The sequence below is a fragment of the Streptomyces sp. NBC_01142 genome (assembly GCF_026341125.1).
Lineage (GTDB): Bacteria > Actinomycetota > Actinomycetes > Streptomycetales > Streptomycetaceae > Streptomyces.
Genome location: NZ_JAPEOR010000001.1, coordinates 3,006,224 through 3,028,930 on the forward strand (window position 1 = coordinate 3,006,224; position 22,707 = coordinate 3,028,930).

23 protein-coding genes are annotated in these 22,707 nt (G+C 68.2%); 13 read left to right on the top strand and 10 right to left on the bottom strand.

All coding sequences use genetic code 11. The features are described from left to right. Positions 1-135: 135 nt before the first annotated feature. The 4 genes from OG883_RS13640 to OG883_RS13655 all read left to right on the top strand — a co-directional run bounded on the left by OG883_RS13640 (position 136) and on the right by OG883_RS13655 (position 5,369). On the top strand, positions 136-1,716 hold the full coding sequence (locus tag OG883_RS13640) for a GMC oxidoreductase (RefSeq protein ID WP_266539718.1): 1,581 nt from the start codon (positions 136-138) through the stop codon (positions 1,714-1,716). A 241-nt stretch (positions 1,717-1,957) separates the two neighbouring features. Beyond that, entirely contained in the window at positions 1,958-2,797 is an 840-nt protein-coding gene (locus OG883_RS13645) for an SDR family oxidoreductase (protein ID WP_266539720.1), read from the top strand. A gap of 35 nt (positions 2,798-2,832) precedes the next feature. Then, positions 2,833-4,317 carry a cytochrome ubiquinol oxidase subunit I gene (locus OG883_RS13650; RefSeq protein WP_266539722.1) on the top strand — a complete coding sequence of 495 codons (1,485 nt, stop codon included), beginning with the start codon at positions 2,833-2,835 and terminating at the stop codon, positions 4,315-4,317. After that, positions 4,314-5,369 (top strand): cytochrome d ubiquinol oxidase subunit II, encoded by a 1,056-nt coding sequence (locus tag OG883_RS13655; RefSeq protein WP_266539724.1) that lies wholly within the window; start codon positions 4,314-4,316, stop codon positions 5,367-5,369. Before OG883_RS13650 ends, OG883_RS13655 begins: the two co-directional genes overlap by 4 nt. A 157-nt stretch (positions 5,370-5,526) precedes the next feature. On the opposite strand, the gene OG883_RS13660 is transcribed toward OG883_RS13655, so the two are convergent. After that, positions 5,527-7,362, bottom strand: a complete 1,836-nt coding sequence (locus tag OG883_RS13660) for a glycoside hydrolase family 15 protein (RefSeq protein WP_266539726.1) — start codon at positions 7,360-7,362, stop codon at positions 5,527-5,529. An 834-nt stretch (positions 7,363-8,196) separates the two neighbouring features. Then, positions 8,197-8,559, bottom strand: a complete 363-nt coding sequence (locus OG883_RS13665; RefSeq protein WP_266539728.1) for a hypothetical protein — start codon at positions 8,557-8,559, stop codon at positions 8,197-8,199. A 386-nt stretch (positions 8,560-8,945) separates the two neighbouring features. Here OG883_RS13665 and OG883_RS13670 point away from each other — a divergent pair, with 386 nt between their 5' ends. After that, on the top strand, positions 8,946-9,692 hold the full coding sequence (locus OG883_RS13670; RefSeq protein WP_266539730.1) for a GAF and ANTAR domain-containing protein: 747 nt from the start codon (positions 8,946-8,948) through the stop codon (positions 9,690-9,692). A 59-nt stretch (positions 9,693-9,751) separates the two neighbouring features. Here the strand turns inward: OG883_RS13670 and OG883_RS13675 are convergent, their stop codons facing one another. Beyond that, on the bottom strand, positions 9,752-10,645 hold the full coding sequence (locus tag OG883_RS13675) for an RNA polymerase sigma factor SigF (protein ID WP_266539732.1): 894 nt from the start codon (positions 10,643-10,645) through the stop codon (positions 9,752-9,754). Between the two features lie 361 nt (positions 10,646-11,006). Here OG883_RS13675 and OG883_RS13680 point away from each other — a divergent pair, with 361 nt between their 5' ends. Next, on the top strand, positions 11,007-11,399 hold the full coding sequence (locus tag OG883_RS13680; protein WP_266539737.1) for a DUF2267 domain-containing protein: 393 nt from the start codon (positions 11,007-11,009) through the stop codon (positions 11,397-11,399). Positions 11,400-11,513: 114 nt separating this feature from the next. Here the strand turns inward: OG883_RS13680 and yidD are convergent, their stop codons facing one another. Then, positions 11,514-11,723: a membrane protein insertion efficiency factor YidD gene (gene yidD / locus OG883_RS13685; protein ID WP_266539739.1), complete on the bottom strand. Its 210-nt coding sequence runs from the start codon at positions 11,721-11,723 to the stop codon at positions 11,514-11,516. A 385-nt stretch (positions 11,724-12,108) separates the two neighbouring features. Beyond that, the gene (locus OG883_RS13690; RefSeq protein ID WP_266539741.1) at positions 12,109-12,531 is read right to left on the bottom strand and encodes a DUF6003 family protein; all 423 of its coding nucleotides are present in this window, start codon (positions 12,529-12,531) and stop codon (positions 12,109-12,111) included. 268 nt (positions 12,532-12,799) lie between these two features. Between OG883_RS13690 and OG883_RS13695 the strand changes: the two genes are divergently transcribed. Beyond that, positions 12,800-13,117 (top strand): FhaA domain-containing protein, encoded by a 318-nt coding sequence (locus OG883_RS13695; protein WP_266539743.1) that lies wholly within the window; start codon positions 12,800-12,802, stop codon positions 13,115-13,117. A 143-nt stretch (positions 13,118-13,260) separates the two neighbouring features. Here the strand turns inward: OG883_RS13695 and OG883_RS13700 are convergent, their stop codons facing one another. Further along, complete coding sequence (locus OG883_RS13700) at positions 13,261-13,518, bottom strand: hypothetical protein (protein ID WP_266539745.1); 258 nt, start codon at positions 13,516-13,518, stop codon at positions 13,261-13,263. 327 nt (positions 13,519-13,845) lie between these two features. Between OG883_RS13700 and OG883_RS13705 the strand changes: the two genes are divergently transcribed. From OG883_RS13705 to OG883_RS13720, 4 genes are all read left to right on the top strand, one after another. Continuing rightward, positions 13,846-14,088, top strand: a complete 243-nt coding sequence (locus OG883_RS13705) for a DUF6411 family protein (RefSeq protein WP_266539747.1) — start codon at positions 13,846-13,848, stop codon at positions 14,086-14,088. Between the two features lie 85 nt (positions 14,089-14,173). Further along, positions 14,174-14,428 carry a DUF5133 domain-containing protein gene (locus tag OG883_RS13710; RefSeq protein WP_266539749.1) on the top strand — a complete coding sequence of 85 codons (255 nt, stop codon included), beginning with the start codon at positions 14,174-14,176 and terminating at the stop codon, positions 14,426-14,428. Positions 14,429-14,592: 164 nt separating this feature from the next. Beyond that, positions 14,593-15,789 carry a phosphatidylserine/phosphatidylglycerophosphate/cardiolipin synthase family protein gene (locus OG883_RS13715; RefSeq protein WP_266541518.1) on the top strand — a complete coding sequence of 399 codons (1,197 nt, stop codon included), beginning with the start codon at positions 14,593-14,595 and terminating at the stop codon, positions 15,787-15,789. 175 nt (positions 15,790-15,964) lie between these two features. Next, entirely contained in the window at positions 15,965-16,720 is a 756-nt protein-coding gene (locus tag OG883_RS13720) for a restriction endonuclease (RefSeq protein ID WP_266539750.1), read from the top strand. Between the two features lie 322 nt (positions 16,721-17,042). Here OG883_RS13720 and OG883_RS13725 read toward each other — a convergent pair whose 3' ends face one another. Together OG883_RS13725 and OG883_RS13730 are read right to left on the bottom strand one after the other, a co-directional pair. Next, positions 17,043-17,453 carry an STAS domain-containing protein gene (locus OG883_RS13725; protein ID WP_266539752.1) on the bottom strand — a complete coding sequence of 137 codons (411 nt, stop codon included), beginning with the start codon at positions 17,451-17,453 and terminating at the stop codon, positions 17,043-17,045. A gap of 284 nt (positions 17,454-17,737) precedes the next feature. After that, a complete protein-coding gene (locus OG883_RS13730) occupies positions 17,738-18,703 on the bottom strand; it encodes a YihY/virulence factor BrkB family protein (protein ID WP_266539754.1) in 966 nt (321 codons plus the stop codon). A 257-nt stretch (positions 18,704-18,960) separates the two neighbouring features. On the opposite strand from OG883_RS13730, the gene OG883_RS13735 reads away from it, so the two are divergent. After that, complete coding sequence (locus OG883_RS13735) at positions 18,961-20,160, top strand: PP2C family protein-serine/threonine phosphatase (RefSeq protein ID WP_266539755.1); 1,200 nt, start codon at positions 18,961-18,963, stop codon at positions 20,158-20,160. A 48-nt stretch (positions 20,161-20,208) separates the two neighbouring features. Here the strand turns inward: OG883_RS13735 and OG883_RS13740 are convergent, their stop codons facing one another. Beyond that, entirely contained in the window at positions 20,209-20,715 is a 507-nt protein-coding gene (locus OG883_RS13740; RefSeq protein WP_266539757.1) for a MarR family winged helix-turn-helix transcriptional regulator, read from the bottom strand. A 300-nt stretch (positions 20,716-21,015) separates the two neighbouring features. Here OG883_RS13740 and OG883_RS13745 point away from each other — a divergent pair, with 300 nt between their 5' ends. Further along, a complete protein-coding gene (locus OG883_RS13745; protein WP_266539759.1) occupies positions 21,016-21,891 on the top strand; it encodes an RNA polymerase sigma factor SigF in 876 nt (291 codons plus the stop codon). Between the two features lie 78 nt (positions 21,892-21,969). On the opposite strand, the gene OG883_RS13750 is transcribed toward OG883_RS13745, so the two are convergent. Next, positions 21,970-22,476 (bottom strand): MarR family transcriptional regulator, encoded by a 507-nt coding sequence (locus OG883_RS13750; protein ID WP_266539761.1) that lies wholly within the window; start codon positions 22,474-22,476, stop codon positions 21,970-21,972. Positions 22,477-22,707 lie beyond the last annotated feature (231 nt).

Sequence of the window (22,707 nt, forward strand, 5' to 3'; positions counted from 1 at the left end):
GCAGCGCCGGTCCGGTCGCCGCGAACCGAAAGGGCGGATAACTTCGAATGGGCGGGACGGGTGCGTTTCCGCAGCGCGCAGTGACAAGGTCCCAGCGGGGAGCGCAGGGCCGCGAGCGCAAGGACGGTGGTCGCCGTGGGCGATGCCCCTGGCTACGACATCATCATCATCGGTACCGGCGCCGGCGGCGGTACGCTCGCCCACCGGCTCGCCCCCTCCGGGAAACGCGTGCTCATCCTCGAGCGCGGTGACTATCTCCCGCGTGAGCGCGACAACTGGGACTCCACCGCCGTATTCGTCAAGGGCAAGTACCGGGCCCCGGAGTTCTGGCTCGACAAGCACGGCAACGAGTTCCCGCCCGAGGTCAACTACTACGTCGGCGGCAACACCAAGTTCTACGGCGCCGCCCTCTTCCGGCTGCGCCCCGAAGACTTCGGCGAACTCCGCCACCACGACGGCATCTCGCCCGCATGGCCGATCCGCTACGAGGACCTGGAGCCGTACTACACGCAGGCCGAACACCTCTACCTGGTGCACGGGCGGCACGGCGAGGACCCCACCGAGGGCCCGGCGAGCGGGCCGTACGCGTACCCGCCCGTCGAACACGAACCGCGCATCCAGCAGCTCAGCGACGACCTCGAGAAGCGCGGACTGCACCCGTTCCACCTGCCCATCGGCGTCAATCTGAGCCAGGACGGAAACGGCCGTGCGACCCATTCCAGCGTGTGTATCCGCTGCAACCGGGTGGACGGCTTCCCGTGTCTGGTGCGTGGCAAGTCCGACGCCCAGGTGATCTGCGTCGAGCCCGCACTGCAGCACCCCAACGTCGAGATGATCACCAACGCCCGGGTGGTCAGGCTGGAGACCGACCCGTCCGGGCTCAGCGTCAGCACGGTCGTCACCCGGCTCGCGGACGGCTCCGAGGCCCGGTTCGAGGCGAACATCGTGGTCGTGGCGTGCGGGGCGGTCAACTCCGCGGCTCTGCTGCTGGCATCGGCCAACGACCGGCACCCCCGGGGACTGGCAAACAGCTCCGATGTGGTCGGCCGGCACTACATGCGGCACAACAACCTGGCGTTGATGGCCATATCGAAGGAGCCCAACGACACCCAGTTCCAGAAGACCCTCGCGCTCCACGACTGGTACCTGGGAGCGGACGACTGGGACTACCCGCTGGGCGGCATCCAGATGCTCGGCAAGTCGGACGCCGAGCAGATCCACGGCGAGGCCCCGCGGTGGGCCGGAGCCGTGACCCCGGACCTGCCGTTCGAGGTGCTGGCCCATCACGCCGTGGACTTCTGGCTGTGCGGTGAGGATCTTCCCCTTCCGGACAGTCGCGTCACCCTGGACGCGGACGGCAGGATCCACCTCTCCCTCGACGAGAAGAACAACATGGCCGGGCTGAAGCGTCTGCAGCACAAACTGCAGTCCATGCTGGGCCACTTGGGCATGCACGAACACCACCTGCTGTCGCACAGCATCTATTTGCACAAGGGCATGCCCATCGGCGCCACCGCGCACCAGGCGGGCACCGTACGGTTCGGCGACGACCCGAACAGCTCTGCCCTGGACGTCAACTGCAAGGCCCACGACCTCGACAACCTCTATGTGGTCGACACGAGCTTCTTCCCGAGCATCGGCGCGGTCAATCCGTCGCTGACGGCCATCGCGAACGCCTTGCGGGTCGGCGACCACATCTTGGACCGGCTGACCTGACCTGACCGACCGGCCGACCTGCTCTGACCTGACCGACCGGCCGACCTGCTCTGCCCTGACCGGCCGGCCTGACCGCTGCGCCGGCGGTTGGGCCGACCGGGCGGAGATCGTCGGCCCAACGGCCCAACCGGAGCTCAGAGAGCGTGCCGCTCCCGCCCGCCGGTGATTCTGTGGCAAGCCGGGCTCGACCGGTGCTGCGGCACGCGGGACCCGGGGCCACGCACCGAGGAGGCAGGGCATCGTGAATTCCACCGCCGGCGCAACGCAGGGCGTGATCCCGGCGCACCTGCTGAAGGGGCAGAAGGCGCTGGTCACCGGCGCCAATTCCGGTATCGGCAAGGCGACGGCCATCGGCCTCGGCCGGGCCGGCGCCGACGTGGTCGTGAACTACGTGGCCGACCGCGAGGCGGCCGAGCAGGTCGTCGCGGAAATCAAGGCATTCGGCGTGCAGGCAGCTGCGTACGAAGCCGACGTCTCCCAGGAGGACCAGGTCACCGGCATGGTCGACCGTATGGTCCAGGAGTTCGGGACGATCGACATCCTGGTGGCCAACGCAGGGCTGCAGCGGGACGCCGGGTTCACCGAGATGACACTCGCCCAGTGGCAGAAGGTGCTGGACGTCAACCTCACCGGCCAGTTCCTGTGCGCCCGGGAGGCGACGAAGGAGTTTCTGCGCCGAGGCGTCGTCCCAGAGGTGTCACGCGCGGCCGGAAAGATCATTTGTATGAGCTCGGTACACCAGCTCATCCCCTGGGCGGGACACGTGAACTACGCCTCCTCCAAGGGCGGCGTGCAGATGATGATGCAGACGCTTGCCCAGGAACTCGCACCCCAGAAGATCCGGGTGAACGCGGTCGCCCCCGGAGCGATCAAGACGCCGATCAACCGCAGCGCCTGGGACACGCCGGAGGCCCAGACCGAGCTGCTGAAGCTGATCCCCTACGGCCGTGTCGGAGACACCGAGGACATCGCCCACGCGGTCGTCGGCCTGGCCTCCGACCTCATGGACTACGTGGTGGGGGCCACCCTCTACGTGGACGGCGGAATGACCCTCTTCCCCGGATTCGCCACCGGCGGCTGACCCACTTCTGAACGTCGCGAGCAGCAAAGGCACGTATGCACACCACGCTCCACCTGCTGGCGGACACCCCGGCCCAGCTGCTTCCGGCCAGACAGCTCATGGCGTTCACCCTGGCCTCCCACATCATCCTGGTGCCGCTGGGCGTGGCACTGCCGTTCATCACCCTGCTGATGCACTATCGCGGCCTGCGTCGCAACGACCCTGTCGCCCTGCTCCTCGCCAGACGCTGGTCGGCCGTCATGGCAGTGCAGTTCGCGATCGGCGTCGTCACCGGTACCGTCCTGTCCTTCGAGTTCGGCCTTCTCTGGCCCGGTCTGATGGGCAAGTGGGGCGACGTCTTCGGTATCGGCTTCGGTGTCGAGGCGTGGGCCTTCTTCCTCGAAGCGGTGCTCATCGCCATCTATCTCTACGGCTGGCGGAGGCTGAAGCCGCGCACCCACTTCCTGCTCGCCCTGCCCCTTCCGGCGACCGCGCTGCTCGGGGCGTTCGGAATCCTGGCGGCCAACTCGTGGATGAACACACCCCAGGGCTTCTCCCTCGACTCCGACGGCAACCCCGTCGACGTCGACATCTGGGCGGCGATCTTCACCCCGATGTTCGGACCGCAGTACTGGCACTTCGTCGTGGCGATGCTGGTGACCGCCGGATACGTCGTCGCCGGGGTCTACGCGGTCGGCTGGCTGCGGGGCCGCCGGGACCACTACCACCGGCTGGGCTTCACCATCCCCTTCACCGTTGCCGCGGTGTTCACCCCGGTGCAGTTCGTGCTGGGCGACTCCATCGCCCGTTCGGTCTTCCACAAGCAGCCGGTGAAGTTCGCCGCGATGGAGATCGTCTGGGAGACCGACACCCATGTGCCGGAGTACATGTTCGGCCGTATGCACCCGGACGGAAGCATCTCCGGCGGCTTCAAGATCCCCCAACTCGACTCCATCCTGGCCGGGTTCAAACCCGACACCAAGGTGACCGGGCTGACATCGGTGCCGGCGAGCGACCGGCCGACGGCCACCCAGGCCACCATCGTCCACTGGGCTTTCGACCTCATGGTGGTGATCGGCTCGCTGCTGCTGCTCCTCGCCCTCTGGTACGGCTTTGTCTGGCTGCGGCACCGCAGGCTGCCCGCCTCTCCGTGGTTCTTCCGCGGCGCGGCCTGCGCGGGTGTCGCCTCCGTCGTCGCCGTCGAATGCGGCTGGATCACGACCGAAGTGGGACGCCAGCCCTGGATCGTCTACCAGAACATGCGGGTCTCCGAGGCCGTGACGTCGACCCGGTCGTCGAGTCTGTGGATCATGCTGGGCCTGGTGATCGTGGTGTACCTGCTGATCTTCGGCTCACTGCTCGCCGTACTGCTCAAGATGCGAACCCGCTGGAGACTTGCCGACGAGGGCAGGGAGGCCGGGGAGCAGGACGAGGGACCGGAGACGGACACGCCCTACGGGCCCCGCTCCCGGCCGCCCGCCGACGACGCACTCGCCTCCCGTGGCGCCGGTTCCGGACCGGCCGAGGACGGCCGGCCATGACCGCGGATCTCATCGCCATGGTGCTGCTGCTCGCGGTGGCTGCCTATGCCTGCGCCGGCGGCACCGACTACGGGGCCGGATTCTGGGACCTGGCCGCCGGCGGTGCGGAACGCGGCAAGCGCCCCAGATGGCTGATCGATCACGCCATGGCCCCCGTGTGGGAGGTCAACAACGTCTGGCTGATCTTCATCTTCGTCATCATGTGGACCGGATTCCCAATCCTGTTCCAGACCGTGTTCTCCGCGATGTGGCTGCCGCTGGCGGTCGCCGCCATCGGGCTGGTGCTGCGCGGCGCCGGGTTCGCGCTGCGCAAACCCGCCCGACGCCTGGCCCGTCGGCGTATCTACGGGGCAGTGTTCGCCATTGCCTCGCTGCTCACGCCGTTCTTCCTCGGCGCGGCCGTCGGCGGCATCGCCTCCGGCCGGGTGGTGCCGGGAACCGAAGCCTCCGCGGACGCCTGGTCCAACCCCACCTCGATCCTCTTCGGACTGCTCACCGTCGCCTCGACGGCGTTCCTCGCAGCCGTGTTCCTGACCGGAGACGCCGCACGCTTCGGTGTGCCCGACCTCGTCGGCTACTTCCGGCTGCGGGCTCTCGGTAGCCTCGTCGTCGTGGCCGTGCTGGGGGTGGCCGCGCTCGCTGTCACTCGTGGCGACGCCTCCTACGTGTGGAACGGACTCACCGGCGGCCTCGGGCTCGCCTTTGTCATCCTGGCAGGAGTGTGCGCGGTAGCCACCGGATGGCTCCTGCTGCGGGCTTCCGGCGTCTGGTCCCGCATCACGGCGGTCGGCGTGGTCGCGGCGGCCGTCGTCGCCTGGGGGGTCGCCCAGCGCCCCTACCTCATCCCCACCTCACTGACCGTGGCGGAAGGCGCCGGCGCCCCGACGACGCTGCGGTGGCTCGCCGTCGTCACCCTGGTCGCCGTGGTGCTCGTCGGCCCGGCCGTCATCCTGCTCTACTGGCTGGACACCCACGGTGAGCTGGAACCCCTCACCGACGCCGACCTGCGGCGCGAGGGGGCCGGCCCCGGAGGCCCGGCCGACGGCGACTGACGTCCGCCGCCCTCGGCAGCGTACGCAGGTGTCTGCGGCAGGCGGGCGCCTGAAGGTGTCGTGCCGACGCGGGCGGCCACCCGGCCGGCAGGTACTGCGTCGACCGGGGGCCGGTGGTCGCGCTCGCCCTGGACGGCGTCACTCTCCGCGAACTCCGTCAGCGCGCGTTCAGTGTCGCGTCCAGGGTGATGGCCGCGTCGATGAGAGCGAGATGGGTGAAAGCCTGCGGGAAGTTGCCCAGCTGACGCCCGGTCAGGTCGATCTCCTCGGAGTACAGGCCGAGGTGATTGGCGTACGTCAGCATCTTCTCCAGGACGAGCCTGGCCTGGTCGGTCCGCCCGGCCCGGGCGAGGGCGTCGACGTACATGAACGTACACAGGGAGAAGGTTCCTTCGGAGCCGCGCAGACCGTCGGGCGATGCCTCGGGGTTGTACCGGTACACCAGGCTGTCGGACACCAGCTCCCGGTCCATCGCGTCCAGCGTGGAGATCCACATGGGATCGTGCGGGGTGATGAAGCCGACGGTGGGCATCCGCAACAGCGAGGAGTCCAGCACATCACTTCCGTAGTGCTGGACGAAGGCCTTGCGCCCGGCATCCCAGCCCTGTGTCAGGACCTGCTCGTTGATCTTGTTCCGCTCACCTGCCCAGCGCTCGACCGCGGCCGGCCGGCCGCTGGCGGACGCCAGTCGCAGCGCGCGGTCGAAGGCGACCCAGGACATCACCCGGCCGTAGGTGAAGTTCTTGCGACCGCCACGGGTCTCCCACAGGCCCTCTCCGGGCTGGTCCCAGTGATCGGTGAGCCAGTCGAGGAGGGTACGCAGCGAGTTCCAGCCGCGGTAGTCCAGCTGGATGCCGCGCTCGTGGGCGAAGTAGATGCTGTCCAGCGCCTCGCCGTAGATGTCCAGTTGCAGTTGGTTCGCGGCGCCGTTGCCTATACGCACCGGGCTGGAGCCCTGGTACCCCTCCCAGTGCTCCAGGATCTCTTCGACGAGATCGGACGAGCCGTCGACGCGGTACATGATGTTCAGCGGTCCCGTGTCGCCGTCACTGCCCGCCCTTTCTTTCACGCGGTCGCGCAGCCAGCCGATGAACGAGGCTGCCTCCTCCTTGAACCCCAGCCCCAGCAGGGCGTAGACGGAGAACGAGGCGTCGCGGATCCAGGTGAACCGGTAGTCCCAGTTCCGCTCGCCGCCCAGCTGCTCCGGCAGTCCCGCCGTCGGGGCCGCGACCAGAGCGCCGCTGGGTGCGTACGTCATCAGCTTCAGCGTCACGGCGGAGCGCTCCACCGCCTCCCGCCACCGGCCCGAGTAGCGGGACTGGCCGAGCCAGGACCGCCAGTAGCGGACGGTGGCGTCGAAAAGCTCCTGGAATTCGGCGAGGCGGATCTGCCGCGGCGGTCCGTCGGCGGCGGACTCCATGACCAGACCCCGCTCCTGACCGGCCTGCAAGGTCAGCGAGAGGTGCAGGTCGTGCTCGCCTGTGACGGAGTGCGCCAGCCGCTCGTCCTCCGGCTCCCGGACCGCGTGCACGGTCAGCTCCATCCCGTCCGCGGCGGCGAACACCGCCCCGTTCTCGGTGATGTGCAACTGGTGGGCCGTGCGGCCGTAGTTGAACCGGGGGGCGATCTCCACCTCGAACGTCATGCTGCCCCGCACGCAGCGCAGCATGCGGACCAGACGGTGGCGAGGGGTGGCAGTGTGGCCGGTCACCGGCATGAAGTCGACCACCTCGCCGGCACCCGCCTCGGTCATGAAACGGGTCACGAGAACCGCGGTGTCGGGAAGGTACAACTGCTTTGTCGCGTAGGTCTTGTGGGCCGGGCAGACTGTGAAATGCCCGCCCTTTTCACGGTCCAGCAAAGCCCCGAACACACTTGGCGAGTCGAAGCGTGGACAGCAGAACCAGTCGACCGTCCCATCGGTGCTCACCAGCGCCGCGGTCTGCAGGTCCCCGATCAGACCGTGATTCTCGATCAGCGGGTAGTCGCCCATCGTGAGCCCCTTTCGGCCCGTGCCGAAAAAAGTACCGGCTGCGCAACCTTCGGTACGGTTCTCCCGCATCGCGGATGTGAATCACCCATGTGCCGTTGAGCCGACTCGATGCCACCCGAACAGCTTAAGCAAGGAATTCCCCATGGGCCTGCCGAGCCGACAACGGTCCCTTTGAGCGGCGGAAACAGGCACAGGATCGCGAGTGCGCAATACGGGGGATCCGGACGGCTTTCTGCCTCTGCGCCCGCCGAAGAGGGGCATTACCGTGAATCTGGAAGGCCTGATTTCACGGAAGGCCTGATGCCAGAACCGAACCCGGAGGGTGCGGTGCCCGTGCTGTTGAGTCCTGCGCCTGCGCCCAGGCGGGGAAGGATCCGGGGGTGCGGACCATGATGTCCTGGGCGACGGTGTTCCGGCTGCGGCAATACGCCACGGCGCCAGCCTTTAGATCGTCCCGCCGCTCGGACTCGTACTCGGCGTCATTCTCGCGGAGTGAGCCGTAGCCGTAGCCGGATGGCTGCCGGCCGGCTGGCGCTATTCCGCGACAATGGCGAGCGGTGTGCTGAGTGTGATCGCCGGGCCATGGTCGCCCTGCTCGGATTCGTCGTGACCATCGGCGTTCTCGTCGTCCAGCGGGCCGCGGGAACGCTGTCCCCGCGGTGGGGGCAACAGGATTGCCGCTCGGCGCGCACAAGGGGGTCCACGTGCACCCCTTTGGCTGGACGCGTCGAGGACCACGGGTGCCGTACGGCACTGGCAGCAGGTCACCCCACTGGCGGGCGGTGCGGTGTTCGCAGGCCCGGCGTACGCGGCGCCGGCGTGACCGTCACCTGCTCATGGAGCTTCGTCGCTGTGTCCGCACACCCAGGCCAGGGCGTCGTGCACTCCGCGGCTGTAGTCGGCGGGGCCGGGCGGGCTGGTGGGGTCCTCCATCTGCACCACGGCAGCATCCACCTCGGCGGTGAGCAGCTGCAGATCCGGGATTCCCCGCGCGTCGACTGCCCCGGTTACCGGCGAGCGGTCGGCGCGGCCCAGCGCCCAACGGTAGGCCGCTGACGCGCCGTCGGAGAACTGCGGCGACCGGCCCCGCTCCGCATTCCTGGCGTCCAAGTGCTTGTGCGCCAGCTCGACGTCGCCGTAGCCCCGGGTTCCCACCCGCCGCTCCTCGCCCTGCCGCACGTTCTCATGAAGGGTCATACCCGCACGTCTACCCTGCGCGCGTCCCGTGATGTCGGCGTCGAGGGCGCGTGTCGCGTGTGCGACGTCTGTGGCGTCTGTGGCGTCTTCGACGTCTTCGGCGCAGACTGCGGCGGCAAGACCGCTCGCGTGACCCTGACCGCCACATCCGTTGCCGCCACGCGCCTGCCCGGATGTCGCCCGCGTTGCCCGGCGGGACGCGGTCACGCGGCACTCCGCGAGACCGCGTACGGAGCAGCTGAGGTCGGAAACCGGATGGACGACACATGAGGTTGCCGGTCGGGTGGTAGACGAACGGTCACCCCTTGGGCGCCGGGCACAGCCGTTCCCTACCGCTCGAAGGGTGCTGCCGAGGCGAGAAGGGCGCGGCTGAAGGGATGATGAACATGCTGGAGGAATCAACATCGATCGTGCATGACGTCTCGGTCGCAGCAGCCGTGGGACGACGCGCTCTGCCGCACCGACTCTGCACCGCGTTCCGGCAATCGCTGGGCGCGCAGCGGGCGGCCCTGTCGTTGCTGCCCAGACTGGAGCACTGGCAGCTGCTGCATGCCACCGACGAGCCGGCCCTTCAGGGAGAGGCCGCACAGTTCACCCTCGCCGACGGTCCTTCGGTCAGCGCCGCGCTCGAGATGAGGCCGGTCTTCGTACCCGACCTGCGCGACTACCACTGCCGCACCGGCCCACGTCTGTCGGAGGAACTCCCCGACGTCCAGCATGTGCTGGCGCTCCCGCTGTACGCTCGCCACACGCCGATCGGCGTGATCTGCCTCTACTACGCCGAGCGCACCGAGGTGACCGACACACACATCACCCATGCGCAAAGCGCCGCCGGCCTCGCTCTCGAGGCACTGCTGCGCTGGCGGCCCGTGCACGCGAGCACCGGCTGCCATCGCCCGGTGTGGACCACCGATACGCGCGCGGCGCGCTGGGAGCGCATCCACCAGGCCGCCGGCTATGTCGCGGTACGTGAGGACTGCGCTGTTGCCGAGGCGTTGGCGTGGCTACAAGCGGTGAGTGCACGCGATGGGCTGTCGCTGCTCGATGTGGCCGACGCCGTACTGCAGCCGTCGCACACCCATCGAGAGGCGGCCGGCCTTGAGGGCGTACTGCCCAGACAGGCGGCGGGTTGACGGCGTGGCTGCGGGGCCCGAAGAGGGCGTCCCGCAGCCACCGGCATCCCGGCCGGCCGCTACCGCTCAGAGCCCAGCCTGGTACGCATCCGGGCAAGCGTGCGGGCGAGCAGGCGTGAGACATGCATCTGGGAGATGCCGAGTTCGACGCCGATCTCCGCCTGAGTCAGGTCGTGGACGAACCGCAGCGCCAGGATCCTCCTGTCGCGCTCCGGCAGCGTGGCGATCAGCGGCTTGAGCGCGACGAGTTCTTCGATCCTCTCCATATCCACGTCGTGGATGCCGATGTGGTCGGCCAGGGTGTCCGTGGCCGCGTCGTCGGTCTGTGCGTCCAACGACGCCGCGCTGTAGCCGTTGGCGGCTGCCAGCCCCTCGACAACCTCATCGGGTTCCAGGTTGAGGTGTTCGGCGAGCTCGGCGACCGTGGGCGGCCGGCCCAGGTCCTGCTCCAGGGCGGCGGTGGCGCTCTGCAGGGTCAGGCGCAGCTCCTGCAGGCGGCGCGGGACACGCACGGCCCAGGTGGTGTCGCGGAAGAAACGCTTGATCTCGCCGATGATGGTGGGAAGGGCGAAGGTGGTGAACTCGCTGCCGCGCGCGGGATCGAAGCGGTTGATTGCCTTGATCAGGCCGATGGTGCCGACCTGGAGGACGTCCTCCATCGACTCGCCGCGGGTGCGAAGGCGCCGAGCGGCATGGTGCACCAGGGTCAGGTTCAGCTCGACCAGCGTGTTGCGCACATACGCGTACTCGGCGGTGCCTTCCTCCAATGCGTCCAGCCGTGCGAACAGCGGTTTGGACAAGGCACGGGCATCGGCCGGTGCGACATCGGTGAGGACTCCGAAACGGGGAAGGCCATGCGGCACGTTCGGGTCCGGCGCGGGGACGGTGGTGGCCACCGCGGTATGTCGGTCCAGCGACAGGCTGCACGGATGGTCTCTCACCGGGCTCGTCATCGCTTGCTCCTCTGCATTCAGGCGCCTGCGGCCGCGACCGCGACCGCGATGTGACGGTCTGTTACCTCATGCAGATTTCCGTACACCTTCAGTCACATCCATCGCTCGGCAACACCTGCGTCCGCTCGGCAACACCTGCGTCGCCGGTCGGACTCGGGAGCACGCGGCGTGCGGCATCACTCCAGTGGCGCCCTGTCACGAGGGTGAGTCTCACTCCCCCGGCAAGGAGCGCGGGGCCATCCGGTCGGCCGCAGCCTGGCGCAGGATTGCCACTGCTGATGCGGGGTAGCTGCACGATCACACTGCGTGGCGCTTGGTTGTCCGGCGCACAGCGGTGGTGAGATCGAGGGAAGGAGCGGCCATGAACGCGTCCGTGGAAGCGCTGCTTGACCGGGTTCAGGAGCGCGGAGGATACGCCGAGCGGCAGGAGGCGGCCGGGGCGGTGCAGAGTGTGCTTGAGGTACTGGGGGCACATCTGGTCGGCGATGACCGCAGTGATCTCGCCTCTCTGCTGCCCCGGCAGTGTGCTCCGTTACTCATCGATACCGCGCCGGCCAACGAACCCCTGACGCCCTCGGGTTTCGTCGAAGCGGTGGCTGCACGCCATGACGTCGGTGTTGCGGACGCCCGGCGTGCAGTCACCGCAGTGCTTGCCACGGTTGCGGAGGTGGCCGATGACGCGCTGCTGCGGCGCATCATCACGCAACTGCCGCCGGGGCACGCAGGCTTGTTCGGCCGCACGGATCCCGCGTGAATCGCCACCACGCGCGTGCCGTTCATGATCGCTCGGCCATGGGGCGACTTCGCGATGTGCATGTCCCCATGGCCAGGCTCGGCGGGGCCGGCTCAACTCTCTGAGGCGGACGTCTCAGTCCGGTACCGGGTCCTGGAACCCGCGCCGTCGGGCTGCTCGCGGACGGCAGCGCAGCAACCTGGCGACGATCAGTCGCCCACCACGAAGTGCTCCGTGCTGGTGCAGGGCTTGCACGGCATAGGTGGAGCAGGTCGGGGTGTAGGTGCAGCAGGCCGGCCGGAGAGGGCTGATCGCGACGCGGTAGTGACGTACGGCCTTGTACATCCTGGAGGCTGCGCGACCGGCCGGCCGTGGAGCTGCGGGGTCCTCGTCCGACCTGGCGGTCACGGCCGAGGGGCGGCAGACGGCGAGAAACAGAACCGTCAGCCACGCGGCTGGACAGCATCGGCTGTAGCCGACATAGGTGTCGAGCGCTGTCAGGCAGCAACCCTCTTCGTCATCATCCCGTTTATTCTGCTGTGTGGACCTGTTGGCCCGCGGCGACTTCGACACGACGTCCTGCTCCTCCCGGTCGGGCGGATCATACGCGTGGCGGCCCCGGGCACTCTGGGCAAGGGTGTTCCCAGGAGGCGCTCGTGGTCGGCGCGGCCGGACATCTGCCGACGGAGCATGTTGATGTCGTCATGCTCAGGCGGCGTCGTCGGCGAGGTCACACGGTCAGGCGGCCGATGTCCTGGGGGTTCAGGCCGGTGAGCTGAGCGATGCGTGGCGCGGGAATGCCCGCGGTCAAGGCGCGGTGCACAAGAGCTTCCCAGTCCTGGGTCGTGTCCCGGAATTCCAGAAGCTCCGTCTCCATGTCCGTGACGGACTGGGGCGCACACTCCTGCTGTACCCGCAGTGCTTCCTCCTCGCTCAGCGGAACGGGCAGGCGTTCGGCGTCCTCGGGGATGAATGCCTGCGACGCGGCCGGCAGGATCCTGACCTGTTCCGAGGAGGCCGAGACCCCGTGGGCCTGAAGCCAACCGTGTACGGCCGGTGTCTCCGCGCACTCCAGGGAACCGACGGCGGCCAGCGCGGCCCCCAGCCGCGGATGCCGGTCAGGGAGCAGGAACAGGTATGCGTCATCGGCCATCGCGCGGCATCGCCTTCTCGATCGGACATCAGCGGCGCACTGATGCTAGCGCCACCGCACGGGAGCATTCACGGACCACGCAGACCGCGAACACCATCCGGACGACAGCGGCAACTGCACCGGCACCCTCATGGGTGAGCGTGCCCGTGACGGAGCCGGGCAGGCGCACAGGATGGGATTCCTCGGAACCGTCGAACGTGTCATGGAGCGATGGACAACACCCCTGTGGGGCCTGCTGCTTCCCCCTGGGCAGCGGCAGGGGGAGGTCGTGGCAGTACTTCGCCGGCAGTGCGACGACAACGCCTTGATCCTGAGCCGCCGGCGCGTCGTGGTACCCAACGCCTTCGTCATCGAACTGCTCCCCGAGATCCATCGCCGGCTCGCGGCCCATGCTCTGCCGGTGGAGCCGCACCTCGTGAATCAGGTGCGCCGTCACGCCGCCGAACATGGCTACACCTTCGCAGGACCGGTGGCCGTCGACCTGTGCCCCTCTGCAGGCGGCACGACCGTCCGCTTCCGCATCCACAGCCGGATCGCACCCGCCGAAAAGCAGCTCTACCCCGTGGGCACTCGCAACAGGCGATGACCTGCTGCTCCGGGCCGACCAGAACCGTACCTGCCCGAATCGGTGCGGCCACCGAAACGGGACCGCGGGCATTCCGACCACGACATGCCGCTGCCGTCGGCGCAGTCGGTCGGGTGGTTCCCGGGTTCAGGTGACGTTGACACTCAGGTGACGGTGACACGCAGGACGTACGGCTCGCCGGTACTGATCGCGTCGGCCTGCTCGCGCAGATCGGCGTGAGTGAACTCGAGCAGGGCCTGATCGGCGGCCCGCCGTAGCAGGGGCAGGATCTCGGCCGCGGGACGGCCGCGGTGCGTCTCGGCGAGCTCGGTGAACGCCCGCTGGTAGGGGGCGCCGTACGCGCCTGCGCTGTCGGCCAGCAACCGGTCCAGGTGCTGCCTTCCCACACTGATCTCACCCATGGCCTGCTCCGTGCCCAAAGAGGCCCGGCCGGTCCGGGCCCTCACTCACGACGCTACGAGCTGGGTCTGACAGTCAAGACCTCGCACGGCATCGGCCCGCCCCTGCCCGGCCTGCCCCTGCCCGGCCTGCCCCCTGTCGCCGTTCGGTGAGCGATCTCGGACAGTCGTGCCGCAGGAGCGTTCTTTCCAGTGGAATCCCCAGGGAATCGAGGTGTGCCCCGCTCGACGATGTACGGACTCCACGGCGGCACACCGGTGCCGACCCAGGTGCATGCGCTCGGCCCGGCGGGGCAAGCGGCAACCAACCATCAACCCAGGGAGTCCTTCGTGATTGTTGTCGGTATCGTCGCCGTGTGCGTCGTCCTGGCGGTTCTCGCCTTCTTCGTGCCCCGCCTGTCCCGCCACCCCGAACGCGGCACCCAGCGCACCCTAGGAGCCGGATCGCGCGCAGGGGGCAAGGCCCCCGGCATCCTCGGCCGGATATTCAGCAAGCCCTTCCACAGCAGCTCCCGTGCCGTAGGCCGCAGCGGATCCGCCGGACGGCGTGCCCGCGGCCGCATGCCTTTCTGAGCGACGCGCACGCTTGAACATCCGACTGGCAGCACCAGCGACTCGAGGCATTCCGACGTTACCGAGCAACAAGGAGCAGACCACCGTGCTGAGGGCCCACCCCGCCATACTGCGGAACCTCGTCGAGGAGTACAAGGCGCTTCGTTCACTGCGCACCGAAGAGGAATCGATCGAGGCACGGCGTCAGCTGGAGGACGTCACCTACACGCTCTGTGTCTCAACGGGAACGCGCACCGCGGAGGCCGCCCTCATCGTGGCAGAGCAGCAATTGGCCGCAGCGCTCGCCGTCGCGTCGGCCGAGCCGGCCTCCGTGCCCGGCGGCGTACAGCTCACCGCCTGAACGGACACCCTGTGTTTGTGTCTGGGCCTGTGCCGTGCTCTTCCTGAGACAAGCCGCCACATGATTTCCTCGTCCCGGCCCAGCAGGACCGTGCCCGCACCCTTTTATCTGCAGCCGAGACCAGTCAGGTGACGCACGTGACGAGTACGCAGGATCCGCCGCAGCTGACACCTCATGTCTCGGGAGCGCAGGCCGGATCGCCGCTGAGAGGCCGTGCAGCGCGGATACGGCGTCGCCTGGAGCGGCTGATCGGGATCGCCGCGACGGAGGGAAATGTGCTGATCCCCTTGCGCAACGGGGATGAGATCTTCGCGGCGATGCTCAAGTGCATCCGCTCCGCTCAGCACACCGTGGACATGATGACCTTCGTGTACTGGAAAGGCGACATAGCCCGCGAGTTCGCCCAGGCATTGGCCGAGCGGGCCCGCGAGGGCGTGCGGGTGCGGCTGCTGCTGGACGGCTTCGGCAGTCGGCTGATCGAGAAGGACCAACTGGAGGCGATGGAGCGGGCGGGGGTCGACGTGGCCTGGTTCCGCAAGCCCCTCTACCTCTCACCCTTCAAGCAGAACCACCGCTGTCATCGCAAGGTTCTCGTCGTGGACGAGTGCACGGCGTTCGCCGGCGGGGTGGGGATCGCCGAGGAGTGGTGCGGCAACGCGCGCAACGAGCACGAGTGGCGTGACACCCACGTCGAGGTGCGAGGTCCCGCGGTGGACGGCATCGCCGCCGCGTTCGCCCAGAACTGGGCCGAGTGTCACGGCGAACTCTTCGACGACCGCGACCGGTTCATCGAGCATCGAGCCCAGGGTGACGCGGTGGTGCAGGTGGTGCGCGGTTCGGCGAGCTTCGGCTGGCAGGACATGCAGACCCTGCTCAGGGTGATGCTGGAGTCCGCGGAGGAACGCTTCCGTCTGGCCACCGCCTACTTCTCGCCCGACGAAACCTTCGTCGACCTGCTCTGCGCGACCGCGCGGCGCGGAGTCGAGGTGGAGATCCTGCTGCCCGGCCCGCACACCGACAAGCGAGTCTGCCGACTGAGCGGTCAGCGCTACTACGAGGCCCTCACCGCCTGCGGCATCAAGATCTTCCAGTATCAGCCGACGATGATGCACGCCAAGGTCATCACAGTGGACCGGACCGCCGCACTCATCGGCTCGACCAACTTCAACCGGCGTTCCCTCGACCACGACGAAGAGGTCATGCTGGCCATCCTGGACGAGACGTTCACCGCCACTCTGGACGCGCACTTCGATGAAGATCTGGCGGTGAGCGAGCGGATCCGGGAGGGTCGCTGGAGGAGACGCTCAGTGGCACAACGGGCCCGGGAATCGGCAGTCCTTCCCATCCGGCGGTTCCTGTAGCCCAGCCCGGGACACATCGTGAGGGATTCCGCGGGTTCTGACCGGCGCCGAACTCGTCGGCTGTTCTGGTCTGCGGCAGCCGACGCCGCGCTTGCGTGTTGAATTCCGCAGACCGGGGGCATACGGCAGCCATGAGTGATCTTGATGTTGTCGTCCGCGGGGGTGACCGCCACATATGACCGTACCCGTCCGTCGGCCCGGAGCGGCCAAGCGGAGGAGGGCCTTCAGTCTTCGGCAACTGGCCCTCTTCTTCGGGCTGGTTGCCCTCGCTCTCTGCGCCGCAGGGCTCACCCTGAAGTTGACCGTGCGAGCGGTCGAGGCTCACCCGGCCGCAGTGGTGGTCGTGGCTGTGGTGGTCATCGCCGCCGCTGTGGGGCTGTCAAGCGCACGCCGCCGTCGCGCCGCGGGAGATGTCGCCGACGGGCTCGTCGACCTCACGCACCGGATCGCCGAGCGGAACGCGGTGGAGCAGGAGCGACCACCCACGGCGGGCGTGGTCGAAGCGCCTGGTGAGACGTTCGTGGCCGCGGACTATGCGGCCATGGACCCGGTGAGCTTCGAACAGGCAGTAGCCGCCCTGTGCGAGCGCGACGGCTGCCGGGACGTCGAGGTCGTGGGCGGCGCCGGGGACCTGGGCGCGGACATCATGGCGATCGCGCCGGACGGGCGACGTGTGGTCATCCAGTGCAAGAGGTACGGGCCCCTGAACAAGGTCGGCTCCCAGGACATGCAGCGCTTCGGGGGAACCTGCTTCGCGGTACACGAGGCGCATGTCGCAGCCGTGGTCACCACGGGTGAATTCACCCAGCCCGCCGTCGAGTACGCCGAGCAGTGCGGAATCCGCTGCCTGGACCATCACCAGCTCCTCGCCTGGACCGACGGTTCAGGCCCCGCACCATGGGGGGAAACCGAAGCAGAGCTGCACCCCTGACGGGGCGAGATCGCGACGGCAACGCCGGAACCCGGCAGCCCTCCCGGACAAAGGCCCGGGCAACGGCCCTTCCATGCCCCTTCCACACCCATGGAAGGGGCATGCGTTGTGGGCGACGAGCCTGCCCCGGAGTGTGGGGGAGCCCTGGCTGCGGCTGCGGCAGACAGCGTTCACCGTGGCCGCAGTCGCGTTGTCACCGGGGCGACGCTCCAGGGACCGGGTCAGGGACCGGGACCGGCCGAGGAGCCTTTCTCGCCAAGTCGCCCTCCTCGGCGCGGATGTGAGGCGCCGATGTGCACGATTGCGGGTCCACCCCCGGGCACTACTCGCCGACGCCCTCAGCCGTCCTCTCCGCCTGCTGTGGAACGTGGCTGCGTCCGGCGGCCGCGAGCGCCTCTTCGACGTTGGGATGGATGGGCGTGGCAACGCTCAGTCCAGTGATCTCAAAGAGCCGGCGGACGGCAGGAGCGGGCGCGGCGAGGTGGAGGTCCCCGTCTGTGTTGCGCGCTTCGCGACCGGCTTTGATCAGAACGTTCAGCCCTGAGGAATCCATGAACTGCAGAGCGGAAAGGTCCAGGACGACGTGGCGGCGTCCGTGGAGGAACTGATTGGCCATGTGGTGGTGAAGCAACGTCGCGGTATCGATGTCCAGTTCGCCGCCGATGGTCAAGATCGCGGTGTCGGTATCGTGGATTGCGACCTCGATGTCCAGGTTGTTCTCTGTGGGGGACATTCCTCCGCCCTTCTGTGCAGGTGGTCTGGTCACTGGCGCTCATCTCGCTGTACGCCAACATCGATCGGTTGTGCCGCGCCGGCTCACCCGACCCCCGGGGGAGAGTGCAACAGCGCGTCGTGCAGCGTCGCAGCCGGCCGCGTACCCGCCGTGGCGACCTGCGCGCATGTGCCCCTCCCTGGTTTGTTGTCGCCCGGCAAATGTTAGCCGGTGTGCCGGCGTCGCCTGAGGGGGCGTCTTCCCGCTGCCCGGATTTCCGTTGTCGCCACAAGGGGGGTGGGCGCTCAGGAACCTGGCCCGGGATCGGGGTGCACCGGTTCGGTGATGCCTGCCCGGGCCGCCTCGAGCTGGGCGGCGAACGCGAGGCCGAGGAAGAGCGCGATGCCGGTGAGATTCGCCCACAGGAGCAGCGCGACAAAGGCTGTCAGGGGCCCGTAGACGGCACCGAACGAGCCGCTGTGTTCCACATAGAGGGCCAAGAGCCAGGTCGCGGTGATCCAGAGGGTGAGATGAACGGCCGACCCGAAGGCGAGCCATGTGTATCCCGGTTGGGTACGCCGCGGCGCCCACCGGAAGATCGCGGCCGACGCCACCCACGCCATGGAGATGCCGACGGGTATCTGCAGCCAGTGCCACCACCCCGGCAGTCCGGCGTCGCCGCCGAACGCTTTCACCGCGGCCTCGGCGACCGCGTCACCGGCCACGAGCACGAGGAACCCGGCCGCCATGGGTGCCCCTGCCGCTACCGAGAGGAGCAGGCTCCTGCCGTACTTGGAGCCGAAGGGGCGATCGCGTTCGATGCCGTAGATACGGTTGGCGCCGCGCTCGATCTGAGCCATGGCCGACGTCAGACTGACCACGGCGAACCCCAGACCCAGCCACATGGCGACCGCACCCGCGGCATCCGAATCCGCGTTGCGGCGCCCTTCCGCCAGGGCATCTTCGATCAGCCTCGAGCTGGCGCCTGGAGCTATCTGTGTGAGCGTGAGTTCGACGATGCGACCGACACTCTCGGTGTGGAGGGTCGTCGCCACGCCGACCAGCGCGATCGTGAAAGGCACCAGGGCGAGTGTCACCTGGAACGCCAGTGCGCGCGAGTGACTGAAGCCGTCGGCGTAGCGGAAGCGCAGGAACGCGTCGGTGAGAAGCGTTTGCCCGCCGTACCGCCTCAGCGCCGCCCAGGCCTCGTCCCCGGAGAGCTCTTCGCCGGCCATGTCCCGCGTCTGCGGAACATGCGCTGCGCTACCCATCCGTGTCCGCCCCCGTCTCTGCGTTGATCGTCGGTGCGGCTGCCGCCCGCGGGAAGTCTCTCGTGGCCCGGTTCGCGGCTATCGTTGCCGCGTAGCAAATGTTGTGCGGGTTCGTAGAATAGTGGGTGTTGTTGTGCCCGGCGCGGTCGCAGGCCGCATCGACGGGAGCGAGAGTGACCTGGCCCGCCGGGTCTGGTGTTACCGGCACGAAGAGAAGCCGGGGCTGGTGTCGCCGGCGCGAAGAGAAGCAGGATGACGTGGACAAATTCGCCGCCGTCGAGCGAGCTCTGCGCAGCGCTGCCCCGCACACCCTGCTGGATGTGGTCACTGGCGCGCTGAGGGACCAGTACGGCGTCGACCGTGTGGAGCTTCGGCTGGTCGACTACGGGATGAGTTCACTGCAGGCCGTGGAGAACGTGCCGTACACAACGGAGCCGGTGCCGGTGAACGGCAGTGCGCAGGGGCGCGCCTTCGGCTCGCAGGAGCCGTACGTGACGAGGGATGCCGGCGCGGTCGATGTGCATCTGCCCGTCACGATCCGCGGGGACCGGATGGGGGTCCTGACGGCGAGGATGGCCGAGGACCGCTATACGCAGTCGCTGCTGCCGGAGATGCAGCAGGTCTGCGAGGCGCTCGGTCACGAGATCCTGGTCGCCGAGCGGGACACGGACCTGTATGTCCTGGCCCGGCGGGCCGCGCGGCTGACGCTGGCGGCGGAAATGCAGTGGCAGCTGCTGCCGGGGCGATCCTGTGCCCGCCCGGAGTTCGCTCTCGGCGCGCACCTCGAACCGGCCTACGCGATCTTCGGCGACAACTACGACTGGTCCGCTTCTGCCGACCATCTGACGCTGACGGTCACCAACGGGATGGGGCAGGGCATCGAGGCGGCTCTGCTGACCAACCTGGCCGTCAATGCGCTGCGCAACGCCCGCCGGGCCGGTCTCGATCTTGCCGGACAGGCGTCCTTGGCTGATCAGGCCGTATACGCGCAGTACCGGGGCCGGGCATACGTGTCCGTTCTGCTGCTGCGTTTCGACCTCGATACCGGTGAGGTCGAGGCGCTGGATGCGGGTTCTCCGCGGATGTGGCGGTTGCGTGAAGGGGCGGTTGAGGCCATCTCCTTCGATGCGCAGCTGCCTCTGGGCATGTTCGAGGACACGGTCTACTTTCCCGAGCGGTTCACGGTGCAGTCCGGTGACCGTCTGCTGTTCGGGAGCGACGGTGTGTACGACGCGTCATCTCCGGCGGGGGAGCGCTACGGACAGCGGGCGCTGGCGCGGTCCCTCTCGGGTACGAGGCTTCTCCCGCCGACGCAGGTACCGGGCGCGGTACTGCGCGAGCTTGCCGGCTATCACGGGGAATCACCCCTCGACGATGACGCACTGGTCGTCTGTCTCGACTGGGCGGGGCGTCAGGGCATCGGCGACGGCGGTTTGCTGCACGTGGAGGAGCAGTGACCCGCCGACCGGGTGGTCACGTACGGGCGGGTCGGACGCTGTCCGCTGTCAGGCGGACTGTGCCGGGCTGACCGGCGGACTGTGACCTCGGGCGAGGTCCGTTGCTTGGGCTGCGTCGCGAAATCCGTTCAGGCCGTCCAGGAGCGCGGCCCGGGAGGCTGGGCGCATGGCCTTGATGGCTGTCAGCAGTATCCTCTCGCGGCGCGCGCGTAGCTCAACCAGATGCGCCCTCCCATGACTGGTCAGGCGCAGGGTCAGTTCCCGCCGGCTCACCGGGCTCGGTGTGCGCTCCACGAAGCCCAGTGCCTCGAGGCGGTCGCACAGGCGGCTTGCCGATGACGGAGCGGATCCCAGCAGACGGCCGAGTGTGCGGAGGTTGATGCCCTCCTCGCGCTCCAGGCTGTACAGCACGCGCAGTTGGGGCGGTGATACGGCTGAGGGGCCTGTGGCGTCCCGGCCCCGTTCCCACAGCACTTCGAGCAGCTCGATGACCTCGCACGCTGCTTGCGCTGCTTTGATGGACCGCTGCGGAGCGGGAGGGGGATCCGTGCTCATACCTTGACACTCCGAATCAGATCTTCTCTGTCGGCGCCGCAGACCGCCCGCCCCGCCCCTGCCTCATGTCGCTGCTGTGGCGATCTTCGGCCTGGCCGGCTTCAGCGCCGCAGGGGTAGTACTCCGTTCCGCACGTCAACCCTATCTCTCCCGCGTTTACCCGCCCGCGCTGAGCGCATTTCCCCTGCGGCAGAACATCTCGAGCGGATCATCGCCCGGACTTGACCAATACTTGCTTTAGGGCAACTGTTGTGGGGTAGGAAGGGTCATGGACGGGGGTGCGACGACAGAGGAGGAGTGATGACCACGGTGCCGGCGATGACGGAGCAATCGGTGAACCGCGTCGAGGCGGCTCGCAGCGCGGGATCGGGCGAAGTCAGCCTGCCGCGTGTCGAAGATGCCGCGGAAATGGCGCCGGCGGACGCACGAATGATCTCGAAGGTGTTCTTCGACAGGCTTCAGGAGCTCGAGGAAGGCACCCCGGAGTATCAGTACGCGCGCAACGCCCTGATCGAGATGAACATCTCGCTGGTCAAATTTGTCGCGCGCCGGTTCCGGCATCGCTCGGAAGCGGACGAGGACGTAGTCCAGGTGGGCACGATCGGCCTCATCAAGGCGATCGACCGGTTCGACCTCAGTCGCGAGGTCGAGTTCACGACCTTCGCCGTCCCCTACATCCTCGGGGAGATCAAGCGCTTCTTCCGGGACACGAGCTGGGCTGTGCACGTGCCGCGCCGCCTTCAGGAGCTCCGGCTGGAGCTGACCCACGCGACCAATCAGCTCTCCAGCACCCTCCACCGTTCACCCACGACGGCGGAGCTGGCCGAGTACATGGGACTGTCCGCCGAGGAGGTCACCGAAGGCCTCGTGGCCATGAACGGATATGTCGCCAGCTCCTTCGACGTGCCGAGCACCGAAGGGGACGGCGCAGGCGAGGCCTCCATCGCCGACCGCTTCGGTGACGTCGACCCGGCACTGGACCTGGTGGACAACCTGCAGGCACTCAAGCCGCTGCTCGACGGACTGGAAGACCGGGACCGCCTCATTCTCCAACTCCGCTTCGGGGACGAGCTGAAGCAGGCGGAGATCGGCGCCAGGCTGGGCATCTCGCAAATGCAGGTCTCGCGTCTGCTCACCCGTACGCTGACAAAGCTGCGCAAGGAGATGCTGGCATAGGGGCACTCTCGCCGGCGGCTTCGTTCCGGACGGGGGCCATGGCGGACAGGGCTCATCACGCCTGGCGGAGCGCCGAGGTCAGGCGGATCGGGCGCCCTTGACTGCAGAGTCCAGTCGGGGGGCAGGTCCTGCTTCGCCCAGTGCGTCCTGGAAGCCCATGAGTCCATTCAGCAGTGCCTTGCGCACCGGCGGCGTCATTGCGTCGATCACTGACAGCAACGCCTCCTCGCGCCGCGCCCGCAAGTCCCGTAGGTACGCCTTGCCGGGGGTGGTCAGATGCAGTTCCAGCTCCCGTCGGCTGACAGGGCTGGGAAGCCGCTGGACGAACCCGAGCGCTTCGAGGCGGTCGCACAGGCGACTGACCGACGGCGGAGTGGAGCCCAGCAACTCACCAAGGGTGCGGAGGTTGATGCCCTCTTCGCGATCGAGGCTGTACAGCACGCGAAGCTGAGAAGCGGACACGGGTGCCGAGGACACCATGTCCCTGCCGCGTTCCCACAGCACCTCCAGGAGCTCGATGACCTCGCGGGCCGCCTGAGCGGTCTCCTTCGGCCGGCGGTGGGAAGAGGCGCGGTTCGCGTCCATATCTAGTGACACTCCGAATCAGACGTCCTCGGCCGGCGGCGCCGCCCCTGCGCCGCGCTCCTTGTCTCCACATCCGTCCAGAGAACGGTGTTGGTCCGGTGGCACGACGGGTGCTGGGGGAACGAGCTTTGCGCGGGGCACCGGTCCATGGCCTCTTTGCACAGCAACCATATCTTTCCACTGGACGAGCTGACCGGTCGAGCGTGGCCGCGCCATGGGGGAGCGCGCGCG

Bases quoted from the DNA above. Each gene is read 5' to 3' on its own strand.
- OG883_RS13650 (WP_266539722.1), top strand. From the start codon at position 2,833: ATGCACACCACGCTCCACCTGCTGGCGGACACCCCGGCCCAGCTGCTT.
- OG883_RS13655 (WP_266539724.1), top strand. From the start codon at position 4,314: ATGACCGCGGATCTCATCGCCATGGTGCTGCTGCTCGCGGTGGCTGCC.
- OG883_RS13660 (WP_266539726.1), bottom strand. From the start codon at position 7,362: ATGGGCGACTACCCGCTGATCGAGAATCACGGTCTGATCGGGGACCTG.
- OG883_RS13665 (WP_266539728.1), bottom strand. From the start codon at position 8,559: ATGACCCTTCATGAGAACGTGCGGCAGGGCGAGGAGCGGCGGGTGGGA.
- OG883_RS13670 (WP_266539730.1), top strand. From the start codon at position 8,946: ATGCTGGAGGAATCAACATCGATCGTGCATGACGTCTCGGTCGCAGCA.
- OG883_RS13675 (WP_266539732.1), bottom strand. From the start codon at position 10,645: ATGACGAGCCCGGTGAGAGACCATCCGTGCAGCCTGTCGCTGGACCGA.
- OG883_RS13680 (WP_266539737.1), top strand. From the start codon at position 11,007: ATGAACGCGTCCGTGGAAGCGCTGCTTGACCGGGTTCAGGAGCGCGGA.
- yidD (WP_266539739.1), bottom strand. From the start codon at position 11,723: ATGTACAAGGCCGTACGTCACTACCGCGTCGCGATCAGCCCTCTCCGG.
- OG883_RS13690 (WP_266539741.1), bottom strand. From the start codon at position 12,531: ATGGCCGATGACGCATACCTGTTCCTGCTCCCTGACCGGCATCCGCGG.
- OG883_RS13700 (WP_266539745.1), bottom strand. From the start codon at position 13,518: ATGGGTGAGATCAGTGTGGGAAGGCAGCACCTGGACCGGTTGCTGGCC.
- OG883_RS13720 (WP_266539750.1), top strand. From the start codon at position 15,965: ATGACCGTACCCGTCCGTCGGCCCGGAGCGGCCAAGCGGAGGAGGGCC.
- OG883_RS13725 (WP_266539752.1), bottom strand. From the start codon at position 17,453: ATGTCCCCCACAGAGAACAACCTGGACATCGAGGTCGCAATCCACGAT.
- OG883_RS13730 (WP_266539754.1), bottom strand. From the start codon at position 18,703: ATGGGTAGCGCAGCGCATGTTCCGCAGACGCGGGACATGGCCGGCGAA.
- OG883_RS13740 (WP_266539757.1), bottom strand. From the start codon at position 20,715: ATGAGCACGGATCCCCCTCCCGCTCCGCAGCGGTCCATCAAAGCAGCG.
- OG883_RS13745 (WP_266539759.1), top strand. From the start codon at position 21,016: ATGACCACGGTGCCGGCGATGACGGAGCAATCGGTGAACCGCGTCGAG.
- OG883_RS13750 (WP_266539761.1), bottom strand. From the start codon at position 22,476: ATGGACGCGAACCGCGCCTCTTCCCACCGCCGGCCGAAGGAGACCGCT.